This window comes from Hylemonella sp. GW821-FHT10B10, assembly GCF_059415585.1.
This window is the reverse complement of the sequence record NZ_JBWKNN010000003.1, coordinates 435,557-457,150: the sequence shown is the minus strand read 5'-3', so window position 1 is coordinate 457,150 and position 21,594 is coordinate 435,557. Positions and strand designations below refer to the sequence as shown.

25 protein-coding genes are annotated in these 21,594 nt (G+C 67.6%); 12 read left to right on the top strand and 13 right to left on the bottom strand.

The window, feature by feature from the left end; all coding sequences use genetic code 11:
- Nucleotides 1-9 precede the first annotated feature (9 nt).
- Complete coding sequence (gene rpe, locus AC07NT_RS15720) at nucleotides 10-690, bottom strand: ribulose-phosphate 3-epimerase (RefSeq protein ID WP_498599182.1); 681 nt, start codon at nucleotides 688-690, stop codon at nucleotides 10-12.
- A 35-nt stretch (nucleotides 691-725) separates the two neighbouring features.
- Here rpe and apaG point away from each other — a divergent pair, with 35 nt between their 5' ends.
- The 3 genes from apaG to thiL are packed head-to-tail and all read left to right on the top strand — an operon-like array spanning nucleotide 726 to nucleotide 4,104.
- On the top strand, nucleotides 726-1,118 hold the full coding sequence (gene apaG / locus AC07NT_RS15715) for a Co2+/Mg2+ efflux protein ApaG (RefSeq protein WP_498599183.1): 393 nt from the start codon (nucleotides 726-728) through the stop codon (nucleotides 1,116-1,118).
- Nucleotides 1,119-1,133: 15 nt separating this feature from the next.
- Nucleotides 1,134-3,125 carry a site-specific recombinase gene (tlpB, locus tag AC07NT_RS15710; RefSeq protein ID WP_498599184.1) on the top strand — a complete coding sequence of 664 codons (1,992 nt, stop codon included), beginning with the start codon at nucleotides 1,134-1,136 and terminating at the stop codon, nucleotides 3,123-3,125.
- Entirely contained in the window at nucleotides 3,118-4,104 is a 987-nt protein-coding gene (gene thiL / locus AC07NT_RS15705) for a thiamine-phosphate kinase (protein WP_498599185.1), read from the top strand. The genes tlpB and thiL overlap by 8 nt, the downstream gene beginning before the upstream one ends.
- Here thiL and AC07NT_RS15700 read toward each other — a convergent pair.
- Both AC07NT_RS15700 and AC07NT_RS15695 read right to left on the bottom strand, forming a co-directional pair.
- Nucleotides 4,101-4,517 (bottom strand): tautomerase family protein, encoded by a 417-nt coding sequence (locus AC07NT_RS15700; protein ID WP_498599186.1) that lies wholly within the window; start codon nucleotides 4,515-4,517, stop codon nucleotides 4,101-4,103. The genes thiL and AC07NT_RS15700 overlap by 4 nt on opposite strands.
- A 3-nt stretch (nucleotides 4,518-4,520) precedes the next feature.
- Complete coding sequence (locus AC07NT_RS15695) at nucleotides 4,521-4,760, bottom strand: hypothetical protein (RefSeq protein ID WP_498599187.1); 240 nt, start codon at nucleotides 4,758-4,760, stop codon at nucleotides 4,521-4,523.
- A 118-nt stretch (nucleotides 4,761-4,878) separates the two neighbouring features.
- On the opposite strand from AC07NT_RS15695, the gene AC07NT_RS15690 reads away from it, so the two are divergent.
- From AC07NT_RS15690 to AC07NT_RS15675, 4 genes are read left to right on the top strand one after another with little or no spacing between them, the layout of a single operon-like run.
- Complete coding sequence (locus AC07NT_RS15690) at nucleotides 4,879-5,796, top strand: LysR family transcriptional regulator (protein WP_498599188.1); 918 nt, start codon at nucleotides 4,879-4,881, stop codon at nucleotides 5,794-5,796.
- A gap of 7 nt (nucleotides 5,797-5,803) precedes the next feature.
- Complete coding sequence (locus tag AC07NT_RS15685; protein ID WP_498599189.1) at nucleotides 5,804-6,355, top strand: phosphatidylglycerophosphatase A family protein; 552 nt, start codon at nucleotides 5,804-5,806, stop codon at nucleotides 6,353-6,355.
- Nucleotides 6,355-6,837, top strand: a complete 483-nt coding sequence (locus AC07NT_RS15680; protein WP_498599190.1) for a CinA family protein — start codon at nucleotides 6,355-6,357, stop codon at nucleotides 6,835-6,837. The genes AC07NT_RS15685 and AC07NT_RS15680 overlap by 1 nt, the downstream gene beginning before the upstream one ends.
- Complete coding sequence (locus AC07NT_RS15675) at nucleotides 6,834-7,736, top strand: alpha/beta fold hydrolase (protein ID WP_498599191.1); 903 nt, start codon at nucleotides 6,834-6,836, stop codon at nucleotides 7,734-7,736. The genes AC07NT_RS15680 and AC07NT_RS15675 overlap by 4 nt, the downstream gene beginning before the upstream one ends.
- Before the next feature lie 7 nt (nucleotides 7,737-7,743).
- On the opposite strand, the gene AC07NT_RS15670 is transcribed toward AC07NT_RS15675, so the two are convergent.
- From AC07NT_RS15670 to lptA, 6 genes are all read right to left on the bottom strand, one after another.
- Entirely contained in the window at nucleotides 7,744-8,526 is a 783-nt protein-coding gene (locus tag AC07NT_RS15670; protein WP_498599192.1) for a UPF0149 family protein, read from the bottom strand.
- Nucleotides 8,527-8,614: 88 nt separating this feature from the next.
- Complete coding sequence (locus tag AC07NT_RS15665) at nucleotides 8,615-9,025, bottom strand: putative toxin-antitoxin system toxin component, PIN family (protein WP_498599193.1); 411 nt, start codon at nucleotides 9,023-9,025, stop codon at nucleotides 8,615-8,617.
- Nucleotides 9,022-10,275 carry a THUMP domain-containing class I SAM-dependent RNA methyltransferase gene (locus AC07NT_RS15660; RefSeq protein ID WP_498599194.1) on the bottom strand — a complete coding sequence of 418 codons (1,254 nt, stop codon included), beginning with the start codon at nucleotides 10,273-10,275 and terminating at the stop codon, nucleotides 9,022-9,024. The genes AC07NT_RS15665 and AC07NT_RS15660 overlap by 4 nt, the downstream gene beginning before the upstream one ends.
- 11 nt (nucleotides 10,276-10,286) lie before the next feature.
- On the bottom strand, nucleotides 10,287-11,861 hold the full coding sequence (gene rpoN, locus AC07NT_RS15655; RefSeq protein WP_498599195.1) for an RNA polymerase factor sigma-54: 1,575 nt from the start codon (nucleotides 11,859-11,861) through the stop codon (nucleotides 10,287-10,289).
- 31 nt (nucleotides 11,862-11,892) lie between these two features.
- A complete protein-coding gene (gene lptB / locus AC07NT_RS15650; protein WP_498599659.1) occupies nucleotides 11,893-12,705 on the bottom strand; it encodes an LPS export ABC transporter ATP-binding protein in 813 nt (270 codons plus the stop codon).
- A 14-nt stretch (nucleotides 12,706-12,719) separates the two neighbouring features.
- Nucleotides 12,720-13,322: a lipopolysaccharide transport periplasmic protein LptA gene (gene lptA / locus AC07NT_RS15645; protein WP_498599196.1), complete on the bottom strand. Its 603-nt coding sequence runs from the start codon at nucleotides 13,320-13,322 to the stop codon at nucleotides 12,720-12,722.
- A 171-nt stretch (nucleotides 13,323-13,493) separates the two neighbouring features.
- Between lptA and gshB the strand changes: the two genes are divergently transcribed.
- Complete coding sequence (gene gshB / locus AC07NT_RS15640; protein ID WP_498599197.1) at nucleotides 13,494-14,456, top strand: glutathione synthase; 963 nt, start codon at nucleotides 13,494-13,496, stop codon at nucleotides 14,454-14,456.
- A gap of 8 nt (nucleotides 14,457-14,464) precedes the next feature.
- Here the strand turns inward: gshB and AC07NT_RS15635 are convergent, their stop codons facing one another.
- From AC07NT_RS15635 to AC07NT_RS15625, 3 genes are read right to left on the bottom strand one after another with little or no spacing between them, the layout of a single operon-like run.
- A complete protein-coding gene (locus AC07NT_RS15635) occupies nucleotides 14,465-15,232 on the bottom strand; it encodes a class II glutamine amidotransferase (protein ID WP_498599198.1) in 768 nt (255 codons plus the stop codon).
- Between the two features lie 4 nt (nucleotides 15,233-15,236).
- Complete coding sequence (locus AC07NT_RS15630; protein ID WP_498599199.1) at nucleotides 15,237-16,724, bottom strand: DHA2 family efflux MFS transporter permease subunit; 1,488 nt, start codon at nucleotides 16,722-16,724, stop codon at nucleotides 15,237-15,239.
- The gene (locus AC07NT_RS15625; protein ID WP_498599200.1) at nucleotides 16,721-17,854 is read right to left on the bottom strand and encodes a cation diffusion facilitator family transporter; all 1,134 of its coding nucleotides are present in this window, start codon (nucleotides 17,852-17,854) and stop codon (nucleotides 16,721-16,723) included. Before AC07NT_RS15625 ends, AC07NT_RS15630 begins: the two co-directional genes overlap by 4 nt.
- Before the next feature lie 72 nt (nucleotides 17,855-17,926).
- On the opposite strand from AC07NT_RS15625, the gene AC07NT_RS15620 reads away from it, so the two are divergent.
- Nucleotides 17,927-18,235 (top strand): c-type cytochrome, encoded by a 309-nt coding sequence (locus AC07NT_RS15620; RefSeq protein ID WP_498599201.1) that lies wholly within the window; start codon nucleotides 17,927-17,929, stop codon nucleotides 18,233-18,235.
- 11 nt (nucleotides 18,236-18,246) lie between these two features.
- On the opposite strand, the gene AC07NT_RS15615 is transcribed toward AC07NT_RS15620, so the two are convergent.
- Nucleotides 18,247-18,480, bottom strand: a complete 234-nt coding sequence (locus AC07NT_RS15615; RefSeq protein ID WP_498599202.1) for a cysteine-rich CWC family protein — start codon at nucleotides 18,478-18,480, stop codon at nucleotides 18,247-18,249.
- Between the two features lie 59 nt (nucleotides 18,481-18,539).
- Here AC07NT_RS15615 and AC07NT_RS15610 point away from each other — a divergent pair, with 59 nt between their 5' ends.
- Genes AC07NT_RS15610 through AC07NT_RS15600 form a run of 3 tightly spaced genes read left to right on the top strand, consistent with a single transcriptional unit; the run spans nucleotide 18,540 to nucleotide 21,565 of the window.
- A complete protein-coding gene (locus tag AC07NT_RS15610; protein WP_498599203.1) occupies nucleotides 18,540-20,063 on the top strand; it encodes an ArnT family glycosyltransferase in 1,524 nt (507 codons plus the stop codon).
- Nucleotides 20,064-20,069: 6 nt separating this feature from the next.
- Nucleotides 20,070-20,858, top strand: a complete 789-nt coding sequence (locus AC07NT_RS15605; protein WP_498599204.1) for a phosphatase PAP2 family protein — start codon at nucleotides 20,070-20,072, stop codon at nucleotides 20,856-20,858.
- A gap of 23 nt (nucleotides 20,859-20,881) precedes the next feature.
- Nucleotides 20,882-21,565, top strand: a complete 684-nt coding sequence (locus AC07NT_RS15600) for a glutathione S-transferase family protein (protein ID WP_498599205.1) — start codon at nucleotides 20,882-20,884, stop codon at nucleotides 21,563-21,565.
- The last annotated feature ends 29 nt before the right edge of the window (nucleotides 21,566-21,594 follow it).

Sequence of the window (21,594 nt, the reverse complement as noted above, 5' to 3'; positions counted from 1 at the left end):
ACCGACCGGTCAGGCCAGCGCCTGACGCATGGCCTGGATGACGGCACGGTAGTCCGGCTTGCCGAAGATGGCACTGCCGGCCACAAAGGTGTCGGCCCCGGCATCAGCCACGCGGCGGATGTTGTCGGCCTTGATGCCGCCGTCCACTTCCAGACGGATGTCCTTGCCCGAGGCCGTGATCCGCTTGCGTGCGTCTTCCACCTTGCGCAAGGCCGAGTCGATGAAACTCTGCCCACCAAAGCCCGGGTTGACGCTCATGATCAGGATGAGATCGATCTCTTCGATCACCCAATCCAGCACGTCCAGCGGCTGCGCCGGGTTGAACACCAGGCCGGCCTGGCAGCCCTTGCCCTTGATCGCCTGCACGCTGCGATGCACGTGGCCCGAGGCATCGGGGTGGAAGCTGATGAGGTCGGCGCCTGCTTCGGCAAAGGCCGCAGCCAGCGCATCCACCGGCTGCACCATCAGATGCACATCGATCGGCACGGCCTTGCCTTCGGGCGTCTTCGCATGCGGTTTGAGTGCCTGGCACACCATGGGGCCGAAGGTCAGGTTGGGCACGTAATGGTTGTCCATCACGTCGAAATGGATCCAGTCGGCACCGGCGGCAATCACGTGGCGCACCTCCTCGCCCAGACGGGCGAAATCGGCCGAGAGAATGGAAGGGGCGATGCGGTAGGTTTTACTCATGCGGGTATTTTCGCAGGTACGATGCCGGACTATATATGGCCAAGTACCAGATCCTTGTCGAAGTCCAGCCACGCCACCTGCCCGAGCAGTCGGCTCCGGCGCAGGGACTTTATGTCTTCTCCTACACCGTCACCCTCACCAACACCGGTGACATTCCCGCGCAGCTGATCGCGCGCAGCTGGAACGTAAACGACGCCAGCGGTCATACCGAAAAGGTGCGCGGCCTGGGGGTGATCGGCCAGCAGCCCCTGCTGCAGCCGGGCACGACCTTTGAATACACCAGTGGGACGCGCCTGCGCACACCCACCGGCACCATGCACGGGAGCTACTTCTTCGTGGCCGAAGATGGTGAACGCTTCGACGTGGACATCCCCATGTTCGTGCTCGATGCGCTGAGCGCTGGCGGCGGCACGCGCACCCTGCATTGACGCCGGACACCCGCCATGCCGTCGCGTGATCTTCTCAGTCTGCTGGGCACGCTCGACCCCGCGGCCCCCCAGGTGCGGCGCCACCTCTGGCTGCTCGACCTGCTGGACTGGATCCGCGGTGACCGCAGTTCGGCGGCCACCGCCCTGGAGCGTCTGCAGCTGCTGATCGAGCGGCTGGAAAACGACGCCGAGCTGCGCACGCGGGCCCAGGCTTGGTGGTTGGCCCTGCTGGACGGCGTGGACGGCACCACCCTGCTGGCCGACCACGGTTTTGCCCTGCGCCCGGCCTTCCTGAGCGAATTCTTCAGCCGCCTGCTGCACCACCTGCTGCCTGCGACGCCGCAGACCCGCGACGCCTCCGAGCTTTACTCACTGCTCTTTCCACACGAATTCGACGCCGCCTGGCTGGGCCGCCTGGACGAAGAAACCGAACGGCGCCTGGCCGCAGCCCTGGGCCTGAGCGCCGCCGGCTCGCGCCCCTGGTGCGTGGCGCTGGAAGAGTCCATCGCCTGCTGCGTGAGCCAGATCTGCGCCATCGGCTACGCCCCCGAACTGCGCCTGCGCATGGACAACCCTGCGCGACAGCTGCAGGCCTTCCGCGAGCTGCTGGTCCATTTCGAAACCCTGCGCCGCGCCCTGAACCAGCGCCCGCTGGACGCGGCAGCGCTGGAGACGGCCGTGTTGTCCTTCAAAAGCCAGCTGGAGGCCTGCCGTCAGGCCGCCAGCAGCGTCTATGCCCACCTGGACGAGCACGGCATCTCGGTGGACGTGGTGTTCCGCCTGCGCGAGCTGCGCGCACGTGTGCTGCGCTGCCGCCTGTTGCTCGACGCCCTGCTGGCCCCCGACGCCGTGGGCACCGGCAAGCTGCTGGCCCAGTTGATCCAGACCGGCCACAACAACCGCAGCCTGCGCGCGCTGATCGCCAGCAACTCCTCGCTGCTGGCGGCCAAGGTGGCGGAGCGCAGCGCCGAGACCGGCGAGCACTACATCACACGCAACCGCGCGGAATACACCGACATGATGCGCAAGGCCGCGGGCGGTGGCGCCCTGATCTCCGTGACGACGCTGCTGAAGTTCGCTCTGCTGGGCCTGGGCCTGTCGGCCTTCTGGAGCGGCTTTGCCGCCGGACTCAACTACGCCCTGTGCTTCGTGCTCGTGCAACTGCTGCACTGGACGGTGGCCACCAAGCAGCCCGCCATGACGGCACCCGCCATGGCCGCCAAACTCAAGGACCTGCAGGCGCCGGAGGCGGTCACGGAATTCGTCGACGAGGTCAGCCACCTCGTGCGCTCCCAGGTGGCGGCCGTGATCGGCAACCTGGCCCTCGTGGTCCCCTGCGTGCTGCTGCTGTGCGGCGCGTACTGGCTGGCCGCGGGCCATGCGCCGCTCAGTGCGGACAAGGCTGAGCACGTGCTGCAGTCGCTCACGCTGTTCGGCCCCACGGCCCTGTTCGCGGCCTTCACCGGCGTGTTGCTCTTTGCCTCCAGCATCATCGCGGGCTGGACCGAGAACTGGTTCGTGCTGCAGCGCATGGACTCGGCCCTGCGTTACCACCCGCGCGTCACCGCCGTGCTCGGGGAGGCACGTGCCGACCGCTGGGCTACCTGGCTGCGCCACAACATCTCGGGCCTGGCGGCCAACATCTCGCTGGGCTTCATGCTGGGCCTGGTGCCGGCCTTCGCGGCCTTCTTTGGCCTGGGCCTGGACGTGCGCCACGTCACCCTCTCCGCGGGCCAGCTGAGCGCGGCCGCCGTCACCCTGGGTCCGGACATGCTGTCCTTGCCCCTGTTCTGGTGGTGCGTTGCCTCGGTTCTTCTGGTCGGCGTGCTCAACGTCGGCGTGAGCTTCTTTTTTGCCTTCCGTCTTGCGCTGCGCGCCCACAACGTCACGGGTGTGGACCGCTCGCGCCTGTACGCGGCCATCCGGGCCCGCGTGCGGCGCGCGCCGCTGAGCTTCTTCTGGCCGCCGCGCGAAACCCCCGCCACGGAACCGGTACGGCATGGGTGAATTCGAGCTCATCCGCCGCTACTTCCAGCGCAGCGGCACACCCGCCCACCCCGCCGTGGCCCTGGGCATCGGCGACGACTGCGCCCTGCTGCAAGCCGCACCAGGCACCCAGCTGGCCATCTCCAGCGACATGCTGGTCGAGGGCCGGCACTTCTTTTCCGAGGTGGATCCGCAAACCCTGGGCCACAAGGCCCTGGCCGTGAACCTCAGCGACCTGGCCGCCTGCGGCGCCCGCCCGCTGGCTTTCACGCTGGCGCTGTCCCTGCCCCGTGCCGACGAAGCCTGGCTGGGCGCATTCGCCCGCGGCCTGTTCGCGCTGGCCGACGCACACAGCTGCCAGCTCATCGGCGGCGACACCACCCGCGGCCCGCTCAATATCTGCATCACGGTCTTCGGTGAAATACCCGTGGTGCAGGGCCGCAGCCTGGCCCTGCTGCGTTCCGGCGCACAAGCGGGTGACGAGCTCTGGGTGAGCGGCACACTGGGCGATGCACGACTGGCCCTCGAAGCCCTGCAGGGCCGGCGCACCGTGCCACCCGCCACGCTGCAGACCACGCGCCAACGGCTGGAACAGCCCACGCCCCGCGTAGCCCTGGGTCTGGCCCTGCGTGGCGTGGCCAGTGCGGCGCTCGATGTCAGCGACGGCCTGCTGGGTGATCTGGGCCACATCCTGCGAGCCTCGGCCTGCGGCGCCCGCATCGACACCTCGCTCGCCGCTCCCCTGCTGGCGGCGCAAGACGTGACGTTGACCATGGAAGAGCGCCTCGCCCTGGTGCTGGCCGGGGGTGACGATTACGAGCTGCTGTTCACGGCGCCGGCGGCACGACACGACGCCGTGCTGGCGGCCGCGCGGCTGGCGGCCACGCCCGTGACACGCATCGGCCACGTCGAGGCCGAACCCGGCCTGCACCTGGTCGACGCACAAGGCCGGCCCGTTTCCGGGTCTGGCCCCTACGCCTCCTTCGATCACTTCGCCTAGGCTGGTTCCGTTGCGACGAGCCTGCGCGCTTGCTGTCGTGCTTCTTGCGTCTGACCGCCATAGCCCCAGTCGCCCGCAGGCAACTCGCGCACGATGACGTAGCTGGCCGGTGCCAGCGGCTGCTCTCTACCCAGATGGCGCTGCAACACAGCGTGGGCGGCGGCGATGAAGTCGGCTTTCTGCGCCGGGGAGTTGGTGCCCGCCGTGATGCTGATCTCCAGCCAGGCCGTCGGCCCCGGTTCGGCCTGCGCGCCGATGTACCACTGCGCGGCGGGTATGGGCTCGACCATCAGCGCGGTCACCTCCGGCCGCTTGCCCAGGCATTGGGCCGCAAGACGGGTCAGGTCCTGCGCCAGCAGCGTCTGCACGGCGGGTGCCACCGGCGGCGACAGCTTCAGCTGCAGCGTCGGCACGGTTCAGCCTTCCAGCTTGGAGGTCGGGTCCTGGCGCGTACGACCATGCCGGGCCAAGCTGTGGGCCAGCCGCTGGGCGCTGCGCCTGGCCGTGGCCAGGCCGGCCGACCAGGCGGCGTCGGCGCCACGCCAGAAGTCATCCACCGCCTCGCGCCGCAGCACTTGGGCGCGCCGCCGGGCCTGGTCGTGCATGGCGGCAAAATCCACGGAGACAACGTTGGAAGGGGTCGGGGCTGTGCGCATGGTGGGCTCCTGATGAGTGACGATGGTTTGCACTTTATGCAGGCAAGCCCAGGTCGGAAACGGCAGCAAAACCAATATGGTTTTGCGGTTTTTGCAAAACCCAGCCATACTGCCTGTCATGCAACTGCAGTTGGACGACGTCGCCCTTTACATCCGCATCACCGAACTGGGCACCCTGTCGGCCGCGGCGCGCGAGCGCAATGTGCCGGTCAGCCAGGTCACACGCGCCCTGGCCCGGCTGGAGGCCTGTTGCGGCGTGCGCCTGCTGCACCGCACGACCCATGGCCTGAGCCTGACCGACGAGGGCGACACCTTCCTGGCCTATGCGCGGCGCCTGCTCGACACCCGCGACGAACTCGCCAGCGAACTGCACGGCAAACTCGGCGGCCCCAGCGGCTGGGTGCGCCTGAGCGTAAGCCCCCTGGTGGCCCAGGCCGTGATCGCGCCCAGCCTCAACGGCCTGTACCAGCGCTACCCACAGCTGCAGGTGGACATCAACGCCGACGACCGCATCGCCGACATGGCACGAGACGGCATCGACATCGCCATCCGCACCGGCGCGATCAACAACGAGACCCTGGTGGCCCTTGAGATCGGGCACTATGGTCGTTCGCTCTACGCCGCACCGTCCTACCTGGCCGCCCACGGCACACCACAGCACCCCGATGAACTGGCCCGGCACCGGCTGATCGGCAACAGCGCCAGCCCCATCCTCAACCGCTGGCCCCTGGCCGGACAGGACGAGAAGGCCGTGCTGCAGATCCAGGGCCACACCCGCACCGACAACTCCTCGGTGATCATGGCCCTGGCCGAGCAGGGGGTAGGCATCGCCCGGCTGATGGACCTGCTGGCGCAACCCATGGTGGAACGCGGGCTGCTGGTGCCCGTGCTGCAGGGGCACTTCACCGACCGGCGCGTGCCCATGTACGCCGTCATGCTGCAGGAGAGGCACCGCCTGCCCAAGATCCGTGCCTGCATCGACTACTGGGCCCAGTGGCTGCGCGACATGGCGGCCGCGCCCGGCGCTCCACCATAATCTGCGCATGAACGCCCCCAGCCCCCTGCGCCCCCCCATGAGCCGGCCCAACGGCCGTTTCCTGCTGGCGCACCCGGCCCATATCCTGGCCCTGGGCTTTGGCGCCGGACTCAGCCCCAAGGCCGCCGGCACCGTGGGCACGCTCTGGGCCTGGGTTGCTTTTCTGGCGCTGCAACCCTGGATGAACGAGGCCCGCTGGGGCCTGCTGCTGCTGATCGCCCTGCCCGTGGGCTGGTGGGCCTGCAGCGTGACCGCGCGTGACCTGCAGGCCGGCGACCCGGGCTGCATCGTCTGGGACGAGGTGATCGCCTTCTGGCTGGTGCTGTGGCTGATCACGCCCGCAGGCTGGCCTGAACAGCTGCTGGCCTTTGCCCTGTTCCGCTATTTCGACGCGGCCAAACCCGGCCCGGTGGGCTGGGCTGACAAGCTGTACCACGAGATGGACCCCAGCCGCACACGCCACGGCTGGGCCAAGGCCGGCTGGGGCATCATCCTCGACGACCTGGTGGCGGCCTTCTGCACCCTGCTGCTGATCGCGCTCTGGCGCACCTTCTTCTGATGAGCAGCGCAACACAGCCCTTGGTCGAACGCTTGGCCGCGCAGTTGCAGCAGCGCCAATGGATGCTGGCCACCGCCGAGAGCTGCACCGGCGGTCTGATTGCCGGCGCCTGCACAGATCTGAGCGGCTCGAGCAACTGGTTCGAGCGCGGTTTCGTGAGCTACTCCAACACCGCCAAGGTCGAACTGCTGGGCGTGGACATGAACCTCATCAAGAAGCACGGCGCCGTCAGCGAAGAAGTGGCGCGAGCCATGGCCACCGGCGCACTGGCCCGTTCCCGGGCCCAGGTCGCCGTGGCCGTCACCGGCGTGGCCGGCCCCACGGGTGGCACACCCGACAAGCCCGTGGGCCTGGTCTGGTTCGGCTTTGCGCAGCCCGGCCGCCTGCTGGCCGAGCAAATGAATTTTCCTGGCGACCGCGCTGCGGTGCGCGCGGCGACCGTCCTGCACGCCTTGCGACGTCTCAACGAACTCCTGGCATGAACACCTGGTTCGAAGGCTTCGCATCCCGCCGTTTCGATGTCAACGGCGTACAGATCAACGCCCGCGTGCCGGTTGCGCCGCGCGGCCACAAGCCAGCGCTCCTGTTGGTGCATGGTTTCCCTCAGACGCATGTACTCTGGCACCGCGTTGTGCAACAGCTGCAGAACGACTACTGGATCGTGCTGCCCGACCTGCGCGGCTACGGCGACTCGTCCCAACCCGCCGGCCTGCCGGACCACGGCAACTACAGCAAGCGCACCATGGCGCAGGACCTGGTGGACGTGATGGACCAGCTGGGCTGCACGACCTTCTTCCTCTGCGGCCATGACCGGGGCGGCCGCGTGTCGGCACGCCTGGCCCTGGACCACGCTGAGAAGGTGGACAAGCTCTGCGTGATCGACATCGCACCCACGCTGGACATGTACGCCGCCACCGACATGGAATTCGCGCGGGCCTATTACCACTGGTTCCACCTGATCCAGCCCTGGCCTCTGCCCGAGCGCATGATCGGCGCCGATGCGAAAACCTATCTGCACGCCAAGCTCGGCGGCTGGGGATCCCAGGGGCTGGCCTATATCGAAGCGCAGGCCCTGGCCGAATACGAGCGCTGCTTCTGCAGACCCGAAGCCATCCACGGCGCCTGCGAGGATTACCGCGCCAGCGCCGGCATCGATCTGGAGCACGACCGGACCAGCCGTGCACACGGCCAGAAGATCGCCTGCGACACGCTGGTGGTCTGGGGCGCGCGGGGTGTGGTGCATCGGCTCTTCAAACCGCTGGAACTCTGGCAGGCCCAGTGCAGCGCCACCGTCAGCGGCCAACTGCTACCGGCCGGGCACTTCATCCCCGAAGAACTGCCGGCCGAGACGGCGGCTGCGCTGAGGACATTCTTCCGCTAAGCGAGGCTCAGGTCGCGCCGTGGCACTTCTTGTATTTCTTGCCGCTGCCGCAATAACAAAGGTCGTTACGACCCGGCTCGGCCGCCTTGCGCACCGTCTCCACGCGCGGGCCCATGCTTTTCCAAAGCTCGCGCAGGTCGTAGACAGCCCAGATGGCGTCGCCAAAGGCGTTGAGTCGCTCCATGCTGACCGAAGGCGGCGTGTCGTCACCAAAAGGTGAGATCTCAGGCACGCCAGTGTCGTCTTCAGTCATGGCCACGATGGTCTCCAGCGCATCGTCCAGCCATTGGGCGGCTTCCTTGTCGCGCGGCGCGGCCCAGTCTTCAGGCCAGTTCTCCACGGCAAACATGAAGCCCAGGGCCCAGACCTGGGCAAAAGCCGGGACCTCGTCACCGAGTTCGGCCTGCTCCTCCGCGGGCAGTGCGGCGATGGCCCCGCGCACGTCCATGACTTCGGGCTGGTAAGCAGCCTCGTCCTCCAGGTTCTCGACCTCGGCGTCCAGCGCTGCCGCCACCTCCTGCCAACGCCGTGCCCACAGCGCCAGGAAGCGTTCGCGCTGCGCTGCGTCGGCAAAGGGCGCGGTCGCCCCGGCGTCCTCCGCGCCCAGCAGCATGGGCAGGTATTCCTCGGGCGGGACGGACCGGCGGCAACAGACCAGCGCCGCCAGAAAACCTTCGCAGAATTCCCACTGGGGGATTTCCTCGTCGCGTGTGCGCAGCTCATCAAGGATGGCATCGAGCTCGTCGAAATCTTCGGGTTGCAAGACTGCAGTGGAGGCGGGAGTGTTCATGGCAAAACCGTCATAAGAGAAGGTGCGGGATTGTAGGGTCGGTTCATCCCGGGCGACCCCGGGCGCAACGCCCGTCGCGCCGAGACTTTCATGCTGCAGCCGGCATAGCGCTCTGCACGATCACGTCCACCGCAGCCAGGCGTTTCTTCAGTCGCAGCACCGCCTTGTCCTTGCTCAGCAGAGGCGCGCGATGTGCCACGGCCAGATCGATGAACTTCTGGTCGTCCGGGTCCTTGCAGACCATGGGCGCCTTGGGAGCAATATCCACCAGGCGCACCTGGCGGTCGAAAGCTGCCAGCACTCCGTCGGCGTTGAGCTGGTAGTGATTCAAGCGCAACACGATGTGCGGATAGGCCAGCACCCGCAAGAGCTCTTCCCGCATCACCGGCGTGGCGATCCACTGCAAGCGGCCTGCCGCCAGCGCGTCCCTGAGCGGCTGCGTGGCCGGGTCGCTGAAGACCAGCAGGTCCAGCGCCACATTCGTGTCGATGACGATCATGTCTCTACGGGTTTTCCCCGCGCGGAGCCTTTGACCATGTCGAACTTGAACAGGCGGCACTCCAGCGGGCCGTTCCACATGGGGACCCGGCGCGACTCCTTCAGGCGCATCTTGCCCGGCAGCTTGAGGTCGGGTGTAAGCACCCAGGCCGTCCAGCCGCTGTAGTTCTTCTTCCAGTGGGCGGCCAGCTGGCTGAAGAACTCCACGCCCTCGTCGGTCTGCGCCAGCTCACGCGCGCCAAAGCGCGCGCCCTCGCCCTCGCCTGCCACACCACCGATGCCGATACGTTCTCCATACGGCGGATTCAGCAACATCACGCCACCGCCCTCGATGGGCGGCATGCGCTGCAGTGCATCACCACCGCGGAACTCGATCACGTCGGCCACACCGGCACGCTGGGCATTGCGCTGGGCAAAGTCCACCATGCGGTGCGACACGTCGCTGCCGTAGATCAGCGCCGCCTGGCCGGGCTCGGGCTTGACCACGGCCTGCGCGGCCTCGGCCTTCATGGCGGCCCACTCCTGGGCGCGGAAAGGCCGGTATTTCTCGAAAGCGAAACGCCGCAGCGAACCGGCCGCGATGTTGCAGGCGATCTGCGCCGCCTCGATCACCACCGTGCCGCTGCCGCAGCAGGGGTCGTACAGCGGCAGCAGGTCACCGTCGCCATCGGCCCAGCCACTGGCAGCGATCATGGCCGCGGCCAGAGTCTCCTTCAGGGGCGCATCACCCTTGTCCTCGCGCCAGCCGCGCTTGAACAACGGCTCACCCGAGGTATCGATATAGAGCGAGCAGCTGTCGGTGGTCAGGTGGGCGTAGATCCGCACGTCGGGCCACTGGGTGTCCACATCGGGGCGCACGCCGCCCGAGGTTTCGCGAAAACGGTCACAAACCGCGTCCTTCACCTTCAGCGCTGCAAAGTTCAGCGAGGTCAGCGGGCTGTGTTGCGCCGTGACCTCGACCTTGATGCTTTCCTTAGGTGTGAACCACTGCTCCCAGGGCACCGCCATGGCGGCGCGGTACAGATCCTGTTCGCTGCGGTATTCGGTGTACGAGAGCAACACCAGCACACGCTGCGCCAGGCGGCTGTAGAGGTTGAGCAGCATGGCCTGCGCAAACGAGGTGCGCACCGCCACCCCGCCGCGCTGTTTGGTGACACACCCCGGCGGCAGACCCGTGATCTGCAGGATCTCGGGCGCCAGATAGTCCTCCACGCCGGCGGCGCAAGGCAGAAACAATTGCAGCTGGTTCACAGTGCGTCCATTCAGAGCGCTTTGCGCAGGTTGGCGGGAGCTATTTTCAAGGCCTCGCGGTATTTGGCCACGGTGCGGCGCGCGCATTCGATGCCCTGCTCCTTGAGCATCTCGGAGAGCTGGCTGTCGGACAGGGGTTTCTTGGCGTTCTCGGCACTGACAAACTGCTTGATCAGCGCGCGCACCGCCGTACTCGAAGCGTTGCCGCCGGATTCGGTGCCCAGGCCCGAGCCGAAGAAGTACTTGAGTTCGTAGGTGCCAAAGGGCGTGGACATGTATTTGGCCGTGGTCACGCGGCTGATGGTGGACTCGTGCAGACCCAGCTCGTCGGCGATCTCGCGCAACACCAGCGGGCGCATGGCCAGTTCGCCGTGCATGAAGAAGTTCTTCTGCCGCTCGACAATGGCGCTGCTCACGCGCAGGATGGTGTCGAAACGCTGCTGGATGTTCTTGATGAACCAGCGCGCCTCCTGCAGGCGCTGCTGCAGCGCGGCGTAGTTGTCGCCTTCGCGGCCGCCGGCCTTGTGGCCCTTGAGCGCGTTGGCATAGATGTCGTGCACGCGCAGGCGCGGCATGATGTCCGGGTTGAGCTGCACGCGAAAACGGGTCTGCGCGCCATTGCCGCTGCGCAGCACCAGCACGTCGGGCACGATGACGTTGCGCTCGACGTTGACGAAGCGCCGGCCGGGCTTGGGCTCCAGCCGCGCCACCAGACCCAGGGCCTCGCGCGTCAGGGCTTCACTGCCGCCGCAGAGCTGTGCCAGCTTCTTGAGGTCACGCCGCGCCAGCAGTTCGGGCGGCTGCTCGATCATGCGCAGGGCCTGCGCCACCACCGCGGGCTCCGGCAAGGCCGCCGCACCCCTCATCGCATCGGCCTGCAAGGCGTGCAGCTGCAGGCGCAGGCATTCGGCCATGTTGCGCGCGCCCACACCCGTGGGCTCCAGACTTTGCAGCAGGCGCAGCGCGAGCTCGAAATGCTCGCGCACGGACTCCACCTGCTCCAGATCGTCGCCAGCCAGGCCCTGCGCCAGGGACTCCAGCGTGTCTTCCAGATAACCGTCGTCGTTGAGCGACTCGATCAGGAACAGCAGGGCCGCGCGGTCGACGGCATTCAGGCGCAGGGACAGGGCCTGGCGCTTGAGGAAGTCCGGCAGCGATTCCTGACTGCGCGCCAGTTCGGTGGCGTCGGCTTCGTCGTCCTCGCGCGCGCCGTTGCGCGCCGGCGCGTCGCCGCCCCATTCGCTGTCGTCGGGCGACATGTCCACGCTGCCGTCGCCCTCCCAGTTGCCCTCGATCTCCAGGCTGGTGGTGGCACTGTCGTCCGGTCCATCGCTGGACGACGCACTACTGCTGCTGTAGTCGTATTCCGCCTCGTCCTGTGCCACCGGCGTATCGGCACGCTCCAGGCCATGGGCCTCGCGCTCGACGCTGTCGTCGGCGCGTTCAAGGAAGGGATTTTCGTCGAGCAGTTGCTCGACCTCCTGGTTCAGCTCCAGCGTAGAGAGCTGCAGCAGACGGATGGACTGCTGCAACTGGGGCGTGAGCGCCAGGTGCTGGGAGACCCGTAGCGACAGTCCCTGTTTCATGATGCCAAGCCGATGTGCAGGGGGGACCCCCTCACATCTTGAAGTGCTCGCCGAGGTAGACCCGGCGCACATCGGCGTTGTTGACGATCTCGGCTGGCGTGCCCTGGGCCAGCACCCGGCCCTCGCTGATGATGTAGGCGTGGTCGCAGATGCCCAGCGTCTCGCGCACATTGTGGTCGGTGATCAGCACGCCGATGCCGCGCGCCTTGAGGAAACTGATGATGCGCTGGATCTCGATCACCGCGATCGGGTCGATACCGGCAAAAGGCTCGTCCAGCAGGATGAAACGCGGCTGGGTGGCCAGGGCGCGGGCGATCTCCACGCGGCGGCGCTCGCCACCCGACAGCGCGAGCGCGGGCGACAAGCGCAGCGTCTCCACGCGCAGGTCCTGCAACAGGGCGGTAAGACGGTTCTCGATCTCGCCCTTGCTCAGCGGTTTGCCGGCCTCGTCACGCTGCAGCTCCAGCACGGCGCGCACGTTGTCCTCGACGTTGAGCTTGCGGAAGATGGACGCCTCCTGCGGCAGGTAGCTCAGGCCCATGCGCGCGCGCTGGTGGATGGGCATGTGCTCCACGCGCTCGTCGTCGATCAGGATCTCGCCGGCACTGGCACGCACCAGGCCCACGATCATGTAGAAGGAGGTGGTCTTGCCCGCCCCGTTGGGGCCCAGCAGTCCCACCACCTCGCCCTTGCGCACGGTCAGGGCCACGTCCTTGACGACCTCGCGGCTGCCGTAGAACTTCTTGAGGTGGCGCGCCTCCAGGCGGCTGGTGTCGGCGCCGGGCTGCGTGTCCTGGGCGATCGCCGAGTCGGGCTGGGAGTCGGGCACAGCCCCGCTTACCATCTGCTGGCTGTCGCTCACTTGCGTCCTCCGCCCAAGGTGTCGTCATTGCGCAGGGGCAGGCCGGGGCGTGGTGCCACCGGGGCCGCTGTCGTCTCGTTGCGCGGTGTCAGCGTGGCGCGCACGCGCTCGCCACCCTTTTGCGGGCCGCCGTCCACCGTGAACACGTCCGTCAGGCTGCTGTACTGGATGATGTTGCCCGTCACCACATCGGCCACCTGGGTGCCGCGCAGGCGGCGCAGGCGGGCGTCCTTGATCAGCTTGAACACGTCGGCGCGGCCGTCGTATTCGATGGTTTCGCTCTCTCCCTCGATGTATTCGTCCTCGCCGTCGCGTTTCTGGCGGAAGTAGGCGCGCTGGCCGGCTTCGGCCGTCACCACGCCGAACTGGTAACCCTGGGGGTCCTGGCGCACTTCGATGCGTGTGCCCTTGATGATGATGGAACCCCGGGTCAGCACCACATTGCCGCTGAAGACGCTGGTCTGCTTGAGATCGTCATAGCGCAGGGCATCGGCCTCGATGTTCATCGGTTTCTTGGCATCGGCCTTCTCGGCACTGGCCACGCCCGCGTTCAGTGCACAGGCTGCGCACAGAAGGAAGCGGAGGATGGTGAATTTCATAAAGGCACGAATCTTGCTCTTTGGGGTCCTGGGCATTGTAATCGGGCCGGGCGGCTGGTCCAGTCCTTGCTTTTGCCCCTGGGCGGTACGCGTGCTTGCAGGACCCCTGCCGTATGTCTTCCGAGGATTCGTGAGAGACTTCCGGCCACCGCTAGCCCTGTTGCGCCATCCATGAACCTGCTCTTTGTCGCCGACCCGCTGGAATCCTTCAAGACCTACAAGGACAGCACCTTCGCCATGATGCGCGAGGCCCAGCGCCGCAACCACACGGTGGCCGCCTGCGAGCCCCAGCACCTGAGCTGGACGGCCAGCACCGGCGTGCAGGCGCCGGTGCGCCGCATCCGCCTGACCGGCCACGAGGAGCACTGGTTCCACGAATCACCGCTGGCACCGGCCCAGCGCCTGGCCGCGCTGCGCGACTTCGACGCCATCGTCATGCGCAAGGATCCACCCTTCGACAGCGAGTTCTTCTACGCCACCCATCTGCTGGAGCAGGCCGAGCGTGAAGGCGCCCGGGTCTTCAACAAACCACGCGCACTGCGCGACCACCCCGAAAAACTGGCCATCCTGGAATTCCCGCAATTCACCACGCCTACGCTGGTCACACGTAACGCGCAGGCCGTGCGCGACTTCCACGCGCAGCACCGCGACATCATCCTGAAGCCGCTGGACGGCATGGGCGGCATGGGCATCTTCCGCGTGCGCGACGACGGCATGAACCTGGGCAGCATCATCGAGACGTTGAACCGCGACGGCGCGCAGTCCCTGATGGTGCAGAAGTTCCTGCCGGCCATCGCCCAGGGCGACAAGCGCATCCTGGTCATCGGCGGCAAACCCGTGCCCCACGCGCTGGCGCGCATCCCGCAGGGCGGCGAAGTGCGTGGCAACCTGGCAGCCGGCGGCAAGGGTGTTGCCCAGCCCCTGAGCGCGCGCGATCTGGAAATTGCCGGGGCCATCGGCCCGGTGCTGGCCGCGCGCGGCCTGCTGCTGGTGGGCCTGGACGTGATCGGCGACTGCCTGACCGAAATCAACGTCACCAGCCCCACCTGCTTCCAGGAAATCACGCACCAGGCCGGCTTCGACGTGGCGGCCATGTTCATCGACGCGCTGGAAACCGCACTGACAGTGCGTTGAGCGTCGGCTCAGCCCTTGGCGGGCGTGCCGTCCACAAAAACCCGCAACTCACCCGGTGCAAACGCCGTCCACTGCTCATCGGTGGTCAGCGGGGCCGTCACCACCACCGCCACGCGGTCGCCCGGCGCGGCGTGCTCGGCGAAATTCACACTCAGATCCTCGTCGCGCAGCGTGGCGCTGCCGAAGGGGTGCTGGCGCACCACGTGGTAGAGGTTCGTCGAGGCATGGGCCCACAGGGCCTCGCCATTGCTCAGCAGAAAATTGAAGGTGCCGTGTTTCGCAATCTGCGGCACCAGCTCGCGCAGCGTCAAGGTCAGCTCGGCAATGCTGGGCACGCTGGCATGTGACTTGGCCAGTTCCTGCATCAGCCAGCAGAAGGCGCGCTCGCTGTCGGTGTGGCCCACAGGCCTGAAGCTGCCGTGCAGGCGCGGCATGTAGTCCTTGAGGTCGCCGTTGTGCGCGAACACCCAGTAGCGGCCCCAGAGCTCGCGCACGAAAGGGTGGCAGTTCTCCAGCGTCACCTCCCCCTGGGTGGCCTTGCGGATGTGCGAGATCACGTTGCGACTCTTGATCGGGTAGTGGCGAATCAGCTCGGCCACCGGCGACTCGGCGGCCGACTGGTGGTCGACAAAATGGCGCAGGCCCTTGTCCTCGAAGAAGGCAATGCCCCAGCCATCGCCATGGTGGTCGGTACGCCCGCCGCGCTCGGCAAAGCCGGCGAAGCTGAACAGCACATCGGTCGGCACATTGCAGTTCATGCCCAGCAGCTGGCACATGGTTTCAGGCCTCCTTCGGCTCGGGCTGCCCGCGCGGTGTGCTGCGCATGCGCCAGGCCGCCAGCATGGCCAGGGCGCAGACCCCGGCCAGCATCACGAAGGTCTCGTCGAAGGCGGCCAGTCGCGCGGGGCTGGTCTCGCCGCGGGCCAGGCTGTCGCCATGCACGGCGATGCGCCACTCCAGCACGATGCCGCACAGGCTCACACCGACGGCGCCACCCAGCATGCGCAGGAAATTGATGGCGCTCGAGGCCTGCGAGATCAGGCGCGGCTCCAACCCGGCCATGGCCCCGTTGTTCAGCGAGGGCAGGATGAACCCCAGGCCGATACGACCCAGGATCGCCCAGGCCACCAGCAAGGCCAGCACGGTCTGGCGCGCCATGCCCGGCATCAGGGTCAGCATCAGCGCGAAAGAGACAGCCAGCAGGCCCAGGCCGATGCAGATCAGCACCCGGATGGGCCAGTGGTCCGACAGGCGCCCGGCCAGCGGAATGGTCACGGCCAGCACCAGGCCGGCCGGCAGCATGATGGTGCCCACGTGCGAGGCCGAGAGCTGCTGGGCCATCTGGATGTAGAGCGGTAGCAGGTAGGTGGAACCGAAGAGGGCCGTGCCGTAGATGAAGGCCACCAGACTGCCCATGGCGAAGGAACGGAAGGCAAACAGGTCCGGATGCATGAGCGGCATGTCGCCGCGGCGCGCCTGGTGCCGTTGCCAGAGTATGAACACCACCGTACAGGCCAGGGCCAGGCCCAGCAGGGCCCAGGCCTGCGGCCCGGCCGCACCATGCAGCTCGACCATGCCGTTGAGCAGGCACAGGGTACCCACCGTGGCCAGCAGCAGGCCCTGCCAATCGAGCCGATTGCCGTGGCGATCGGGCGCGCTGCCCCCGGGCGAAGTGGTGGGCACATAACGGAAGGCCAGCCACAGCGATGCCAGGCAGAAGGGCACGACCATGAAGAAGATGGAGCGCCAGCCAAACCAGTCCACCAGCAGGCCGCCGATGCTGGGGCCCAGGGCGGGCGCGAGCACCACACCCATGCCGAAGATGCCGCCCGCGCGCCCGCGCTCGTGGGCAGCGAAGGCCCGCATGATGATGATGGCCGGGATGGGCTGCACCACACCCGCGGCCAGACCCTCGACCACACGCGCCACCAGCACCACCTCGAAGCTGCCCGCCAGGCCGCCGCCCACACCGCCGCCCAGCAGCATGAGCATGGCCACCACATAGGTGCGGCGGTAGCCGAAGCTCGCCAGCAGCCAGGGGGTGCACAACATCGCCACGGTGGTGGCCACCATGAAGCTGGAGGTGGCCCATTGCGCGCGCTCCTGGCCCAGCACGAACTGGTGGCTCATGTCGGGGATGGCCACGTTGATGATGGTCGAGGACATGATGGAGGCCATGGTGCCCACCATCACGGCCAGCAGCAGCAGCCAGCGGTAGCCTTCGCCGTAGCGGGCCTGCATTTCGGGCAGGGTGGAGGGGTGTTTCATGTCGAGGACCTTGTGCCGGGGCCGGCCACCGTAACACGGGCCAGAGGGCCCAGATTGGCCAGGGCCGTCTGCAATTCGCGCTGCAGGCGCGACAGCTCGTCCGGCGTATGGGGCCGGGCCAGTTCGATCTCCACCTCGAGCCCGCCTTCCAGATAATGCAGGCGCAGCGCGGCCGGCGCCTCGCGCAGCAGCTCCTGCACGCGAGCCAGCACCCGGTCCCGCGGCGGCAAGGCCAGCACGCGGGCCAGATGGCGCACCGTGCCGGGATCGATGTGCACCGTGCACTCGGCCACCCGGTGCGCGGACTTGACCTGCGCGCTGATCTGCTCGGCGATGTAATGCCCCTCAGACACCGAGAGATGCGTGCCCACCTCCACATGCATGTCGATCACGGCCCAGTCGCCCATGCGTCGCGTGCGCAGGTTATGCACGTCCAGCACACCATCGATGGCCTGCACCGTGCGGCGGATGCGCTCGATCTCCTCGGGGTCGAGCGCGTGGTCGGTCAGGCTGTGGAAGGCATCCACCGAGAAATCCCAGCCCGCCTTGACGATCATGAAACCCACGATGACCGCCGCCACCGCGTCCATGCTGTGGTAGCCCAGCAGGTTGGCAGCTATGCCCAGCGCCACCACGAGGGAAGAAGCCGCATCCGCGCGTGCATGCCAGGCGTTTGCGATCAGCATGGAACTCTTGAGCTGCTCACCGATGCGCCGCATGTAGCGGAACAAACCCTCCTTGGCGACCAGCGTGATCAGCGCGGCCACCAGCGCCAGCGGGTGCACGGCGCCCAGGTTCTGGCCCTCGTGCAGCTTGACCCCGGCCGTCCAGACCATGCCCACACCCGTGGCCACGAGGATCAGGCCGATGGCCAGGGAGGCGGCCGTCTCGAAACGTGCATGGCCGTAGGGGTGTTCCGCGTCGGCCTCGGCATGGGAATGGCGCGCGGCAAACAGCACCACGCCATCGGCCACCAGGTCGGACAGGGAATGCAGGCCGTCAGCGATCAGGGCCTGAGAGCGGGCGAACACCCCGATCACCACCTGGGCAGCCGCCAGGAACACATTGACCCAGACGCTGATCCAGGTCGAACGCCGGGCCTGGCGCTGCTCTTCGTGGGTGCGGGTCATGGCTTGGGAGGCTGGAAGACGGTGGGAACCTGATGCTAGCAGGCGGGGCGCCATGGTGGCACCATGCGGTACATGACACTGCACCACATGGGCTGCCTGCTTCTGCTGCTGGCGTACGCGCCAGCCACCCTGGCCAGCGCGCAACTTGCGCTGGACAAGGGCTGCTTCAGCTGCCATGGCGAACCGCCACGGCGCAGCGCGCCGAGCATGAACCAGCTCGCTGGCGACTACGCGCGCTACCGCGGACAGGTGGATGCGCCGCGCCGGCTGGCCGACAAGCTGCGCGAGGGCGGCCTGTTCGGCCACATTGCAGCCCATGAACGCCTCAGCCGCGAAGAGTCTGAAGCGCTGATGCGCTGGATCATCGAGGGAGCGAAATAAGCCGAAGCCGCCTAGGGCCGGGCCGCCCGGGCGCAGGCCTCGCAGATGCAGGCCAGTCGTCGTGCCTCGGCCGGTACGCGCGCCAGCAGCTCCGGGGTGAAGGTGGCCGTGGTGCACCAGCAGGGCGGCTGGGCAACCCCGGTGGCACGTGCCAGCTGGTTGGCGCAGGCGTTGGACTGGCCGCACAGAGGGCAGAGAGTGGGGTCGATGGCGGACGGCAAGCCGGCCACGGATTTCGGTTCCATGGCAGCAGTTTAGCGCTGCCCCTCGTTTAGACTTCGTGCTCCCACCCCCGAGATCCCCCGTGTCTGTCACCCTGCGCCCCTCCCACATCCTGGCCCTGCTCCTGGCAGGCCACAGCCTGCTGCATTTCGTGCTGGGCTGGGTGCTGGGCCTGTCAGGTGACGAAGCGCACTACGCGCTCTACGGTGCCAACCTCGCCCTCAGTTATTACGACCACCCGCCCCTGGTGGGTTGGGTGCAGTGGCCCCTGGTCGCGCTGGATGCGCCCGAGGGCTTTCTGCGCCTGGTCCCCGAGGCCCTCTGGGTGCTGACCGCGCTGTTCATCCACAACACCGCGCGCCGCCTGCACACCCTGCTGGTGCCGGCCGTGGGCAGCATCGACGCCGCCGGCCTGTGGGCCGTAGCGGCCTACAGCCTGGCGCCGGTGCTGCACATCCTGGGCATCGGCCTGCTGCCTGACACGCTGCTGATGCTGTTCACCGCCGCCATCCTTTGGCAGACCCTGCGCATGCTCGACGACAGCGTGGCGCAGCGCCTGCCCGAATGGCTGCTGCTGGGCGCCCTGCTGGGCCTGGCCGGCCTCTCCAAATACACCGCCATCTTCGCCGCGCTGCCGGTCATTGCCTGCCTGCTGGCTGCCCACGGCCTGCGCCTGCTCAGGCAAGCCGGCCCGTGGATCGCCCTGCTGCTGGCGGTGGCGCTGGTGCTGCCCGTTTTCGTGTGGAACGCGCAGCACGAATGGATCTCCTTCACCTACCAGCTCAAGCACGGCCAGGGCAGCCACTGGCAGATCGGCCCGCTTCTGGTCTTCCTGCTGGCCCAGGCCCTGCTCTACCCGCTGATGATCCGGGGCATGTTCGGCCTGCGCCACAAGGTGATAGGCGGCTTTGAGCTGGACCCTGCCCAGTCCTGGCTGCTGGCCTTCGCTGCCCTGCCCTTCGCGGTCCTGGCCTACCTCTCGGGCGGTGGCTCCAGCCTGCCGCACTGGACGGCGCCGGCCTGGGTCGCCCTGGCGCCCTTTGCCGGCCTGGGCCTGGCCGCCCTGTGGGACGGTGGGCGACGCAAGATGATCTGGCTGCTGGGCGGCCTGCAAGCCCTGTTCACCGGGGGCATGTACGTGCTCATGCTGCTGGCCGGGCCGCCCTGGATTGCCGCCGAAGCGCCCGACAGCAAAGAGCCGGAGATGCTCAACCCCTTCACCGACTTCTACGGCTGGGACGAAGCCGGCGCGCGCGCGCAGCAGCTCGCGCGCGAAAACAACATCCCGCGCCTGGCCGTGCAGAACTGGACCCTGGCCAGCCGCTTCGCCTGGTACGCCCGCCCCATGCCCGTGCACGTGCTGGCACCGGATTTCGATCAGTTCTCGCTGTGGACCGGCCCCTTGCCCCTGGGCGCCAGCGCCGTCCTGCTGGACTGGTCGCAGATGGCCCACGAGCTCCCCGTGGGCGAGGGCATGTTTGAACGCTGCGAGCCGGGCGACAGCTTTGCCGTGCAACACGCCTGGCGCCCCATTTCGAGCTTCCGCCTCTACCTGTGCCACGGCTGGGGCGGCAAACCCGCGCCGCGCCGCCAGGACGCCTCCTGAACCCTCATGAACAACGCTGAACCCGAACGTCGCATCGCCCCCTGGCACTGGGCCATCCCCTTCGTCGTGGCCGCGCTGACCACACCCCTGTGGCTGGGCCTGTACGAACCCGCCGTCTTCCGCACGCTCAATCGCGCCTTCATGGTGCTGCCTGACGGCCTGTGGGCCCTGCTCTCGCTCTTCGGCACCGGCTGGGCCATCTACGCGGCCACCGCGCCCGCGCTGTGGCGCGCCCCGCGCATCATCCTGGCCTGGCTGTGCGCCGCGCCTCTGGCCGGTGTGTTCACCCGCCTGGGCAAGAACGTGGCCGACAACCCGCGCCCGCTCGAAGTGCTGGGCCTGGAAGGCATCCACGTCATCGGCGAGCCGCTCTTCATCGCCTCCATGCCCTCGGGGCACAGCATCACGGCCTTTGCCGGCGCCGCCGCCATCTATTTCGCCATGGCACCCAGACAACGTCTGCGCTGGCTCTGGCTTTTTGTCTTTGCCTTCGGCGTGGCCTGCTCGCGCATCGCGGTGGGCGCGCACTGGCCGGCCGACGCCGCCATCGGCGCGGCCATCGGCCTGCTCAGCGGCCTGACCGGCGCCTGGCTGGCCGCGCGCATCCCCGAGCGGCACCTGCGTCCCCAGGCCTGGCTGATGCGTGGTGTGGCCCTGCTCGGCCTCTACAGCCTTTACGTGCTGTGGACCGACGAGATGGGTTTCGCCATCAACCAGCCCTGGCAGCACGCACTGGGCGCCTTCCTGGCCGTCTGTCTGCTGCTGTTTGCCACGCGCAGCCTGCGCCGCGCCTGAACCCCACGAACCGAGCCCCGCCCATGCTGCTGTACGACCTCGTCAATGCGAAACGTGCCCACTTCAGTCCCAACAGCTGGCGCGTGCGTTTGGCCCTGTTGCACAAAGGCCTGGCCTTCGAGGTGCGTGACGTGCTGTTCGGCGACATCCCCAGCATCCACAGCAGCGGCGACAAGCTCACCATCCCCACCCTGGGCCATGAGGGCCAGCTCGTCACCGACAGCTGGGCCATCGTGCAGTACCTGGACAGGGCTTTCCCCGATACCCCGCGCCTGATTCCAGACGGCGCCGAAGGCCATGTGCTCAAGTTCTTCCAGTACTGGGCACAGACCACAGTGCATGGTGGCATCGCGCGCCTGATCCTCAAGGACCTGCACGAGCGACTGGACCCGACCGACCAGGCCTACTTCCGCGCCTCGCGCGAGAAGATGTACAAAACCACGCTGGAAGAGCTGCAGGCCGGTCGCGAGGAACGTGTGGACGCCTTCCGCAAGAGCCTGCAACCCATGCGTCTGGCCCTGAGCCAACACCCTTTTATTGCCGGCGAGCAGCCGGGTTATGCCGACTACCTGGCCTTTGGCGGTTTCATGTGGGCACGCACCAGCAGCCCTTTTGAGCTGCTGCTTGCCGATGACCCGGTCCACGCCTGGCGCGAGCGTTGTCTGGATCTTTACGCAGGCGCCGCACGCAAGGAGCTGGTCGCCTGACAAAATAGGGGCTCCCGGCTGTCCTTGCC

Bases quoted from the DNA above. Each gene is read 5' to 3' on its own strand.
- rpe (WP_498599182.1), bottom strand. From the start codon at position 690: ATGAGTAAAACCTACCGCATCGCCCCTTCCATTCTCTCGGCCGATTTC.
- apaG (WP_498599183.1), top strand. From the start codon at position 726: ATGGCCAAGTACCAGATCCTTGTCGAAGTCCAGCCACGCCACCTGCCC.
- tlpB (WP_498599184.1), top strand. From the start codon at position 1,134: ATGCCGTCGCGTGATCTTCTCAGTCTGCTGGGCACGCTCGACCCCGCG.
- thiL (WP_498599185.1), top strand. From the start codon at position 3,118: ATGGGTGAATTCGAGCTCATCCGCCGCTACTTCCAGCGCAGCGGCACA.
- AC07NT_RS15695 (WP_498599187.1), bottom strand. From the start codon at position 4,760: ATGCGCACAGCCCCGACCCCTTCCAACGTTGTCTCCGTGGATTTTGCC.
- AC07NT_RS15690 (WP_498599188.1), top strand. From the start codon at position 4,879: ATGCAACTGCAGTTGGACGACGTCGCCCTTTACATCCGCATCACCGAA.
- AC07NT_RS15685 (WP_498599189.1), top strand. From the start codon at position 5,804: ATGAACGCCCCCAGCCCCCTGCGCCCCCCCATGAGCCGGCCCAACGGC.
- AC07NT_RS15680 (WP_498599190.1), top strand. From the start codon at position 6,355: ATGAGCAGCGCAACACAGCCCTTGGTCGAACGCTTGGCCGCGCAGTTG.
- AC07NT_RS15675 (WP_498599191.1), top strand. From the start codon at position 6,834: ATGAACACCTGGTTCGAAGGCTTCGCATCCCGCCGTTTCGATGTCAAC.
- AC07NT_RS15670 (WP_498599192.1), bottom strand. From the start codon at position 8,526: ATGAACACTCCCGCCTCCACTGCAGTCTTGCAACCCGAAGATTTCGAC.
- AC07NT_RS15665 (WP_498599193.1), bottom strand. From the start codon at position 9,025: ATGATCGTCATCGACACGAATGTGGCGCTGGACCTGCTGGTCTTCAGC.
- rpoN (WP_498599195.1), bottom strand. From the start codon at position 11,861: ATGAAACAGGGACTGTCGCTACGGGTCTCCCAGCACCTGGCGCTCACG.
- lptB (WP_498599659.1), bottom strand. From the start codon at position 12,705: ATGGTAAGCGGGGCTGTGCCCGACTCCCAGCCCGACTCGGCGATCGCC.
- lptA (WP_498599196.1), bottom strand. From the start codon at position 13,322: ATGAAATTCACCATCCTCCGCTTCCTTCTGTGCGCAGCCTGTGCACTG.
- gshB (WP_498599197.1), top strand. From the start codon at position 13,494: ATGAACCTGCTCTTTGTCGCCGACCCGCTGGAATCCTTCAAGACCTAC.
- AC07NT_RS15635 (WP_498599198.1), bottom strand. From the start codon at position 15,232: ATGTGCCAGCTGCTGGGCATGAACTGCAATGTGCCGACCGATGTGCTG.
- AC07NT_RS15630 (WP_498599199.1), bottom strand. From the start codon at position 16,724: ATGAAACACCCCTCCACCCTGCCCGAAATGCAGGCCCGCTACGGCGAA.
- AC07NT_RS15625 (WP_498599200.1), bottom strand. From the start codon at position 17,854: ATGACCCGCACCCACGAAGAGCAGCGCCAGGCCCGGCGTTCGACCTGG.
- AC07NT_RS15620 (WP_498599201.1), top strand. From the start codon at position 17,927: ATGACACTGCACCACATGGGCTGCCTGCTTCTGCTGCTGGCGTACGCG.
- AC07NT_RS15615 (WP_498599202.1), bottom strand. From the start codon at position 18,480: ATGGAACCGAAATCCGTGGCCGGCTTGCCGTCCGCCATCGACCCCACT.
- AC07NT_RS15605 (WP_498599204.1), top strand. From the start codon at position 20,070: ATGAACAACGCTGAACCCGAACGTCGCATCGCCCCCTGGCACTGGGCC.
- AC07NT_RS15600 (WP_498599205.1), top strand. From the start codon at position 20,882: ATGCTGCTGTACGACCTCGTCAATGCGAAACGTGCCCACTTCAGTCCC.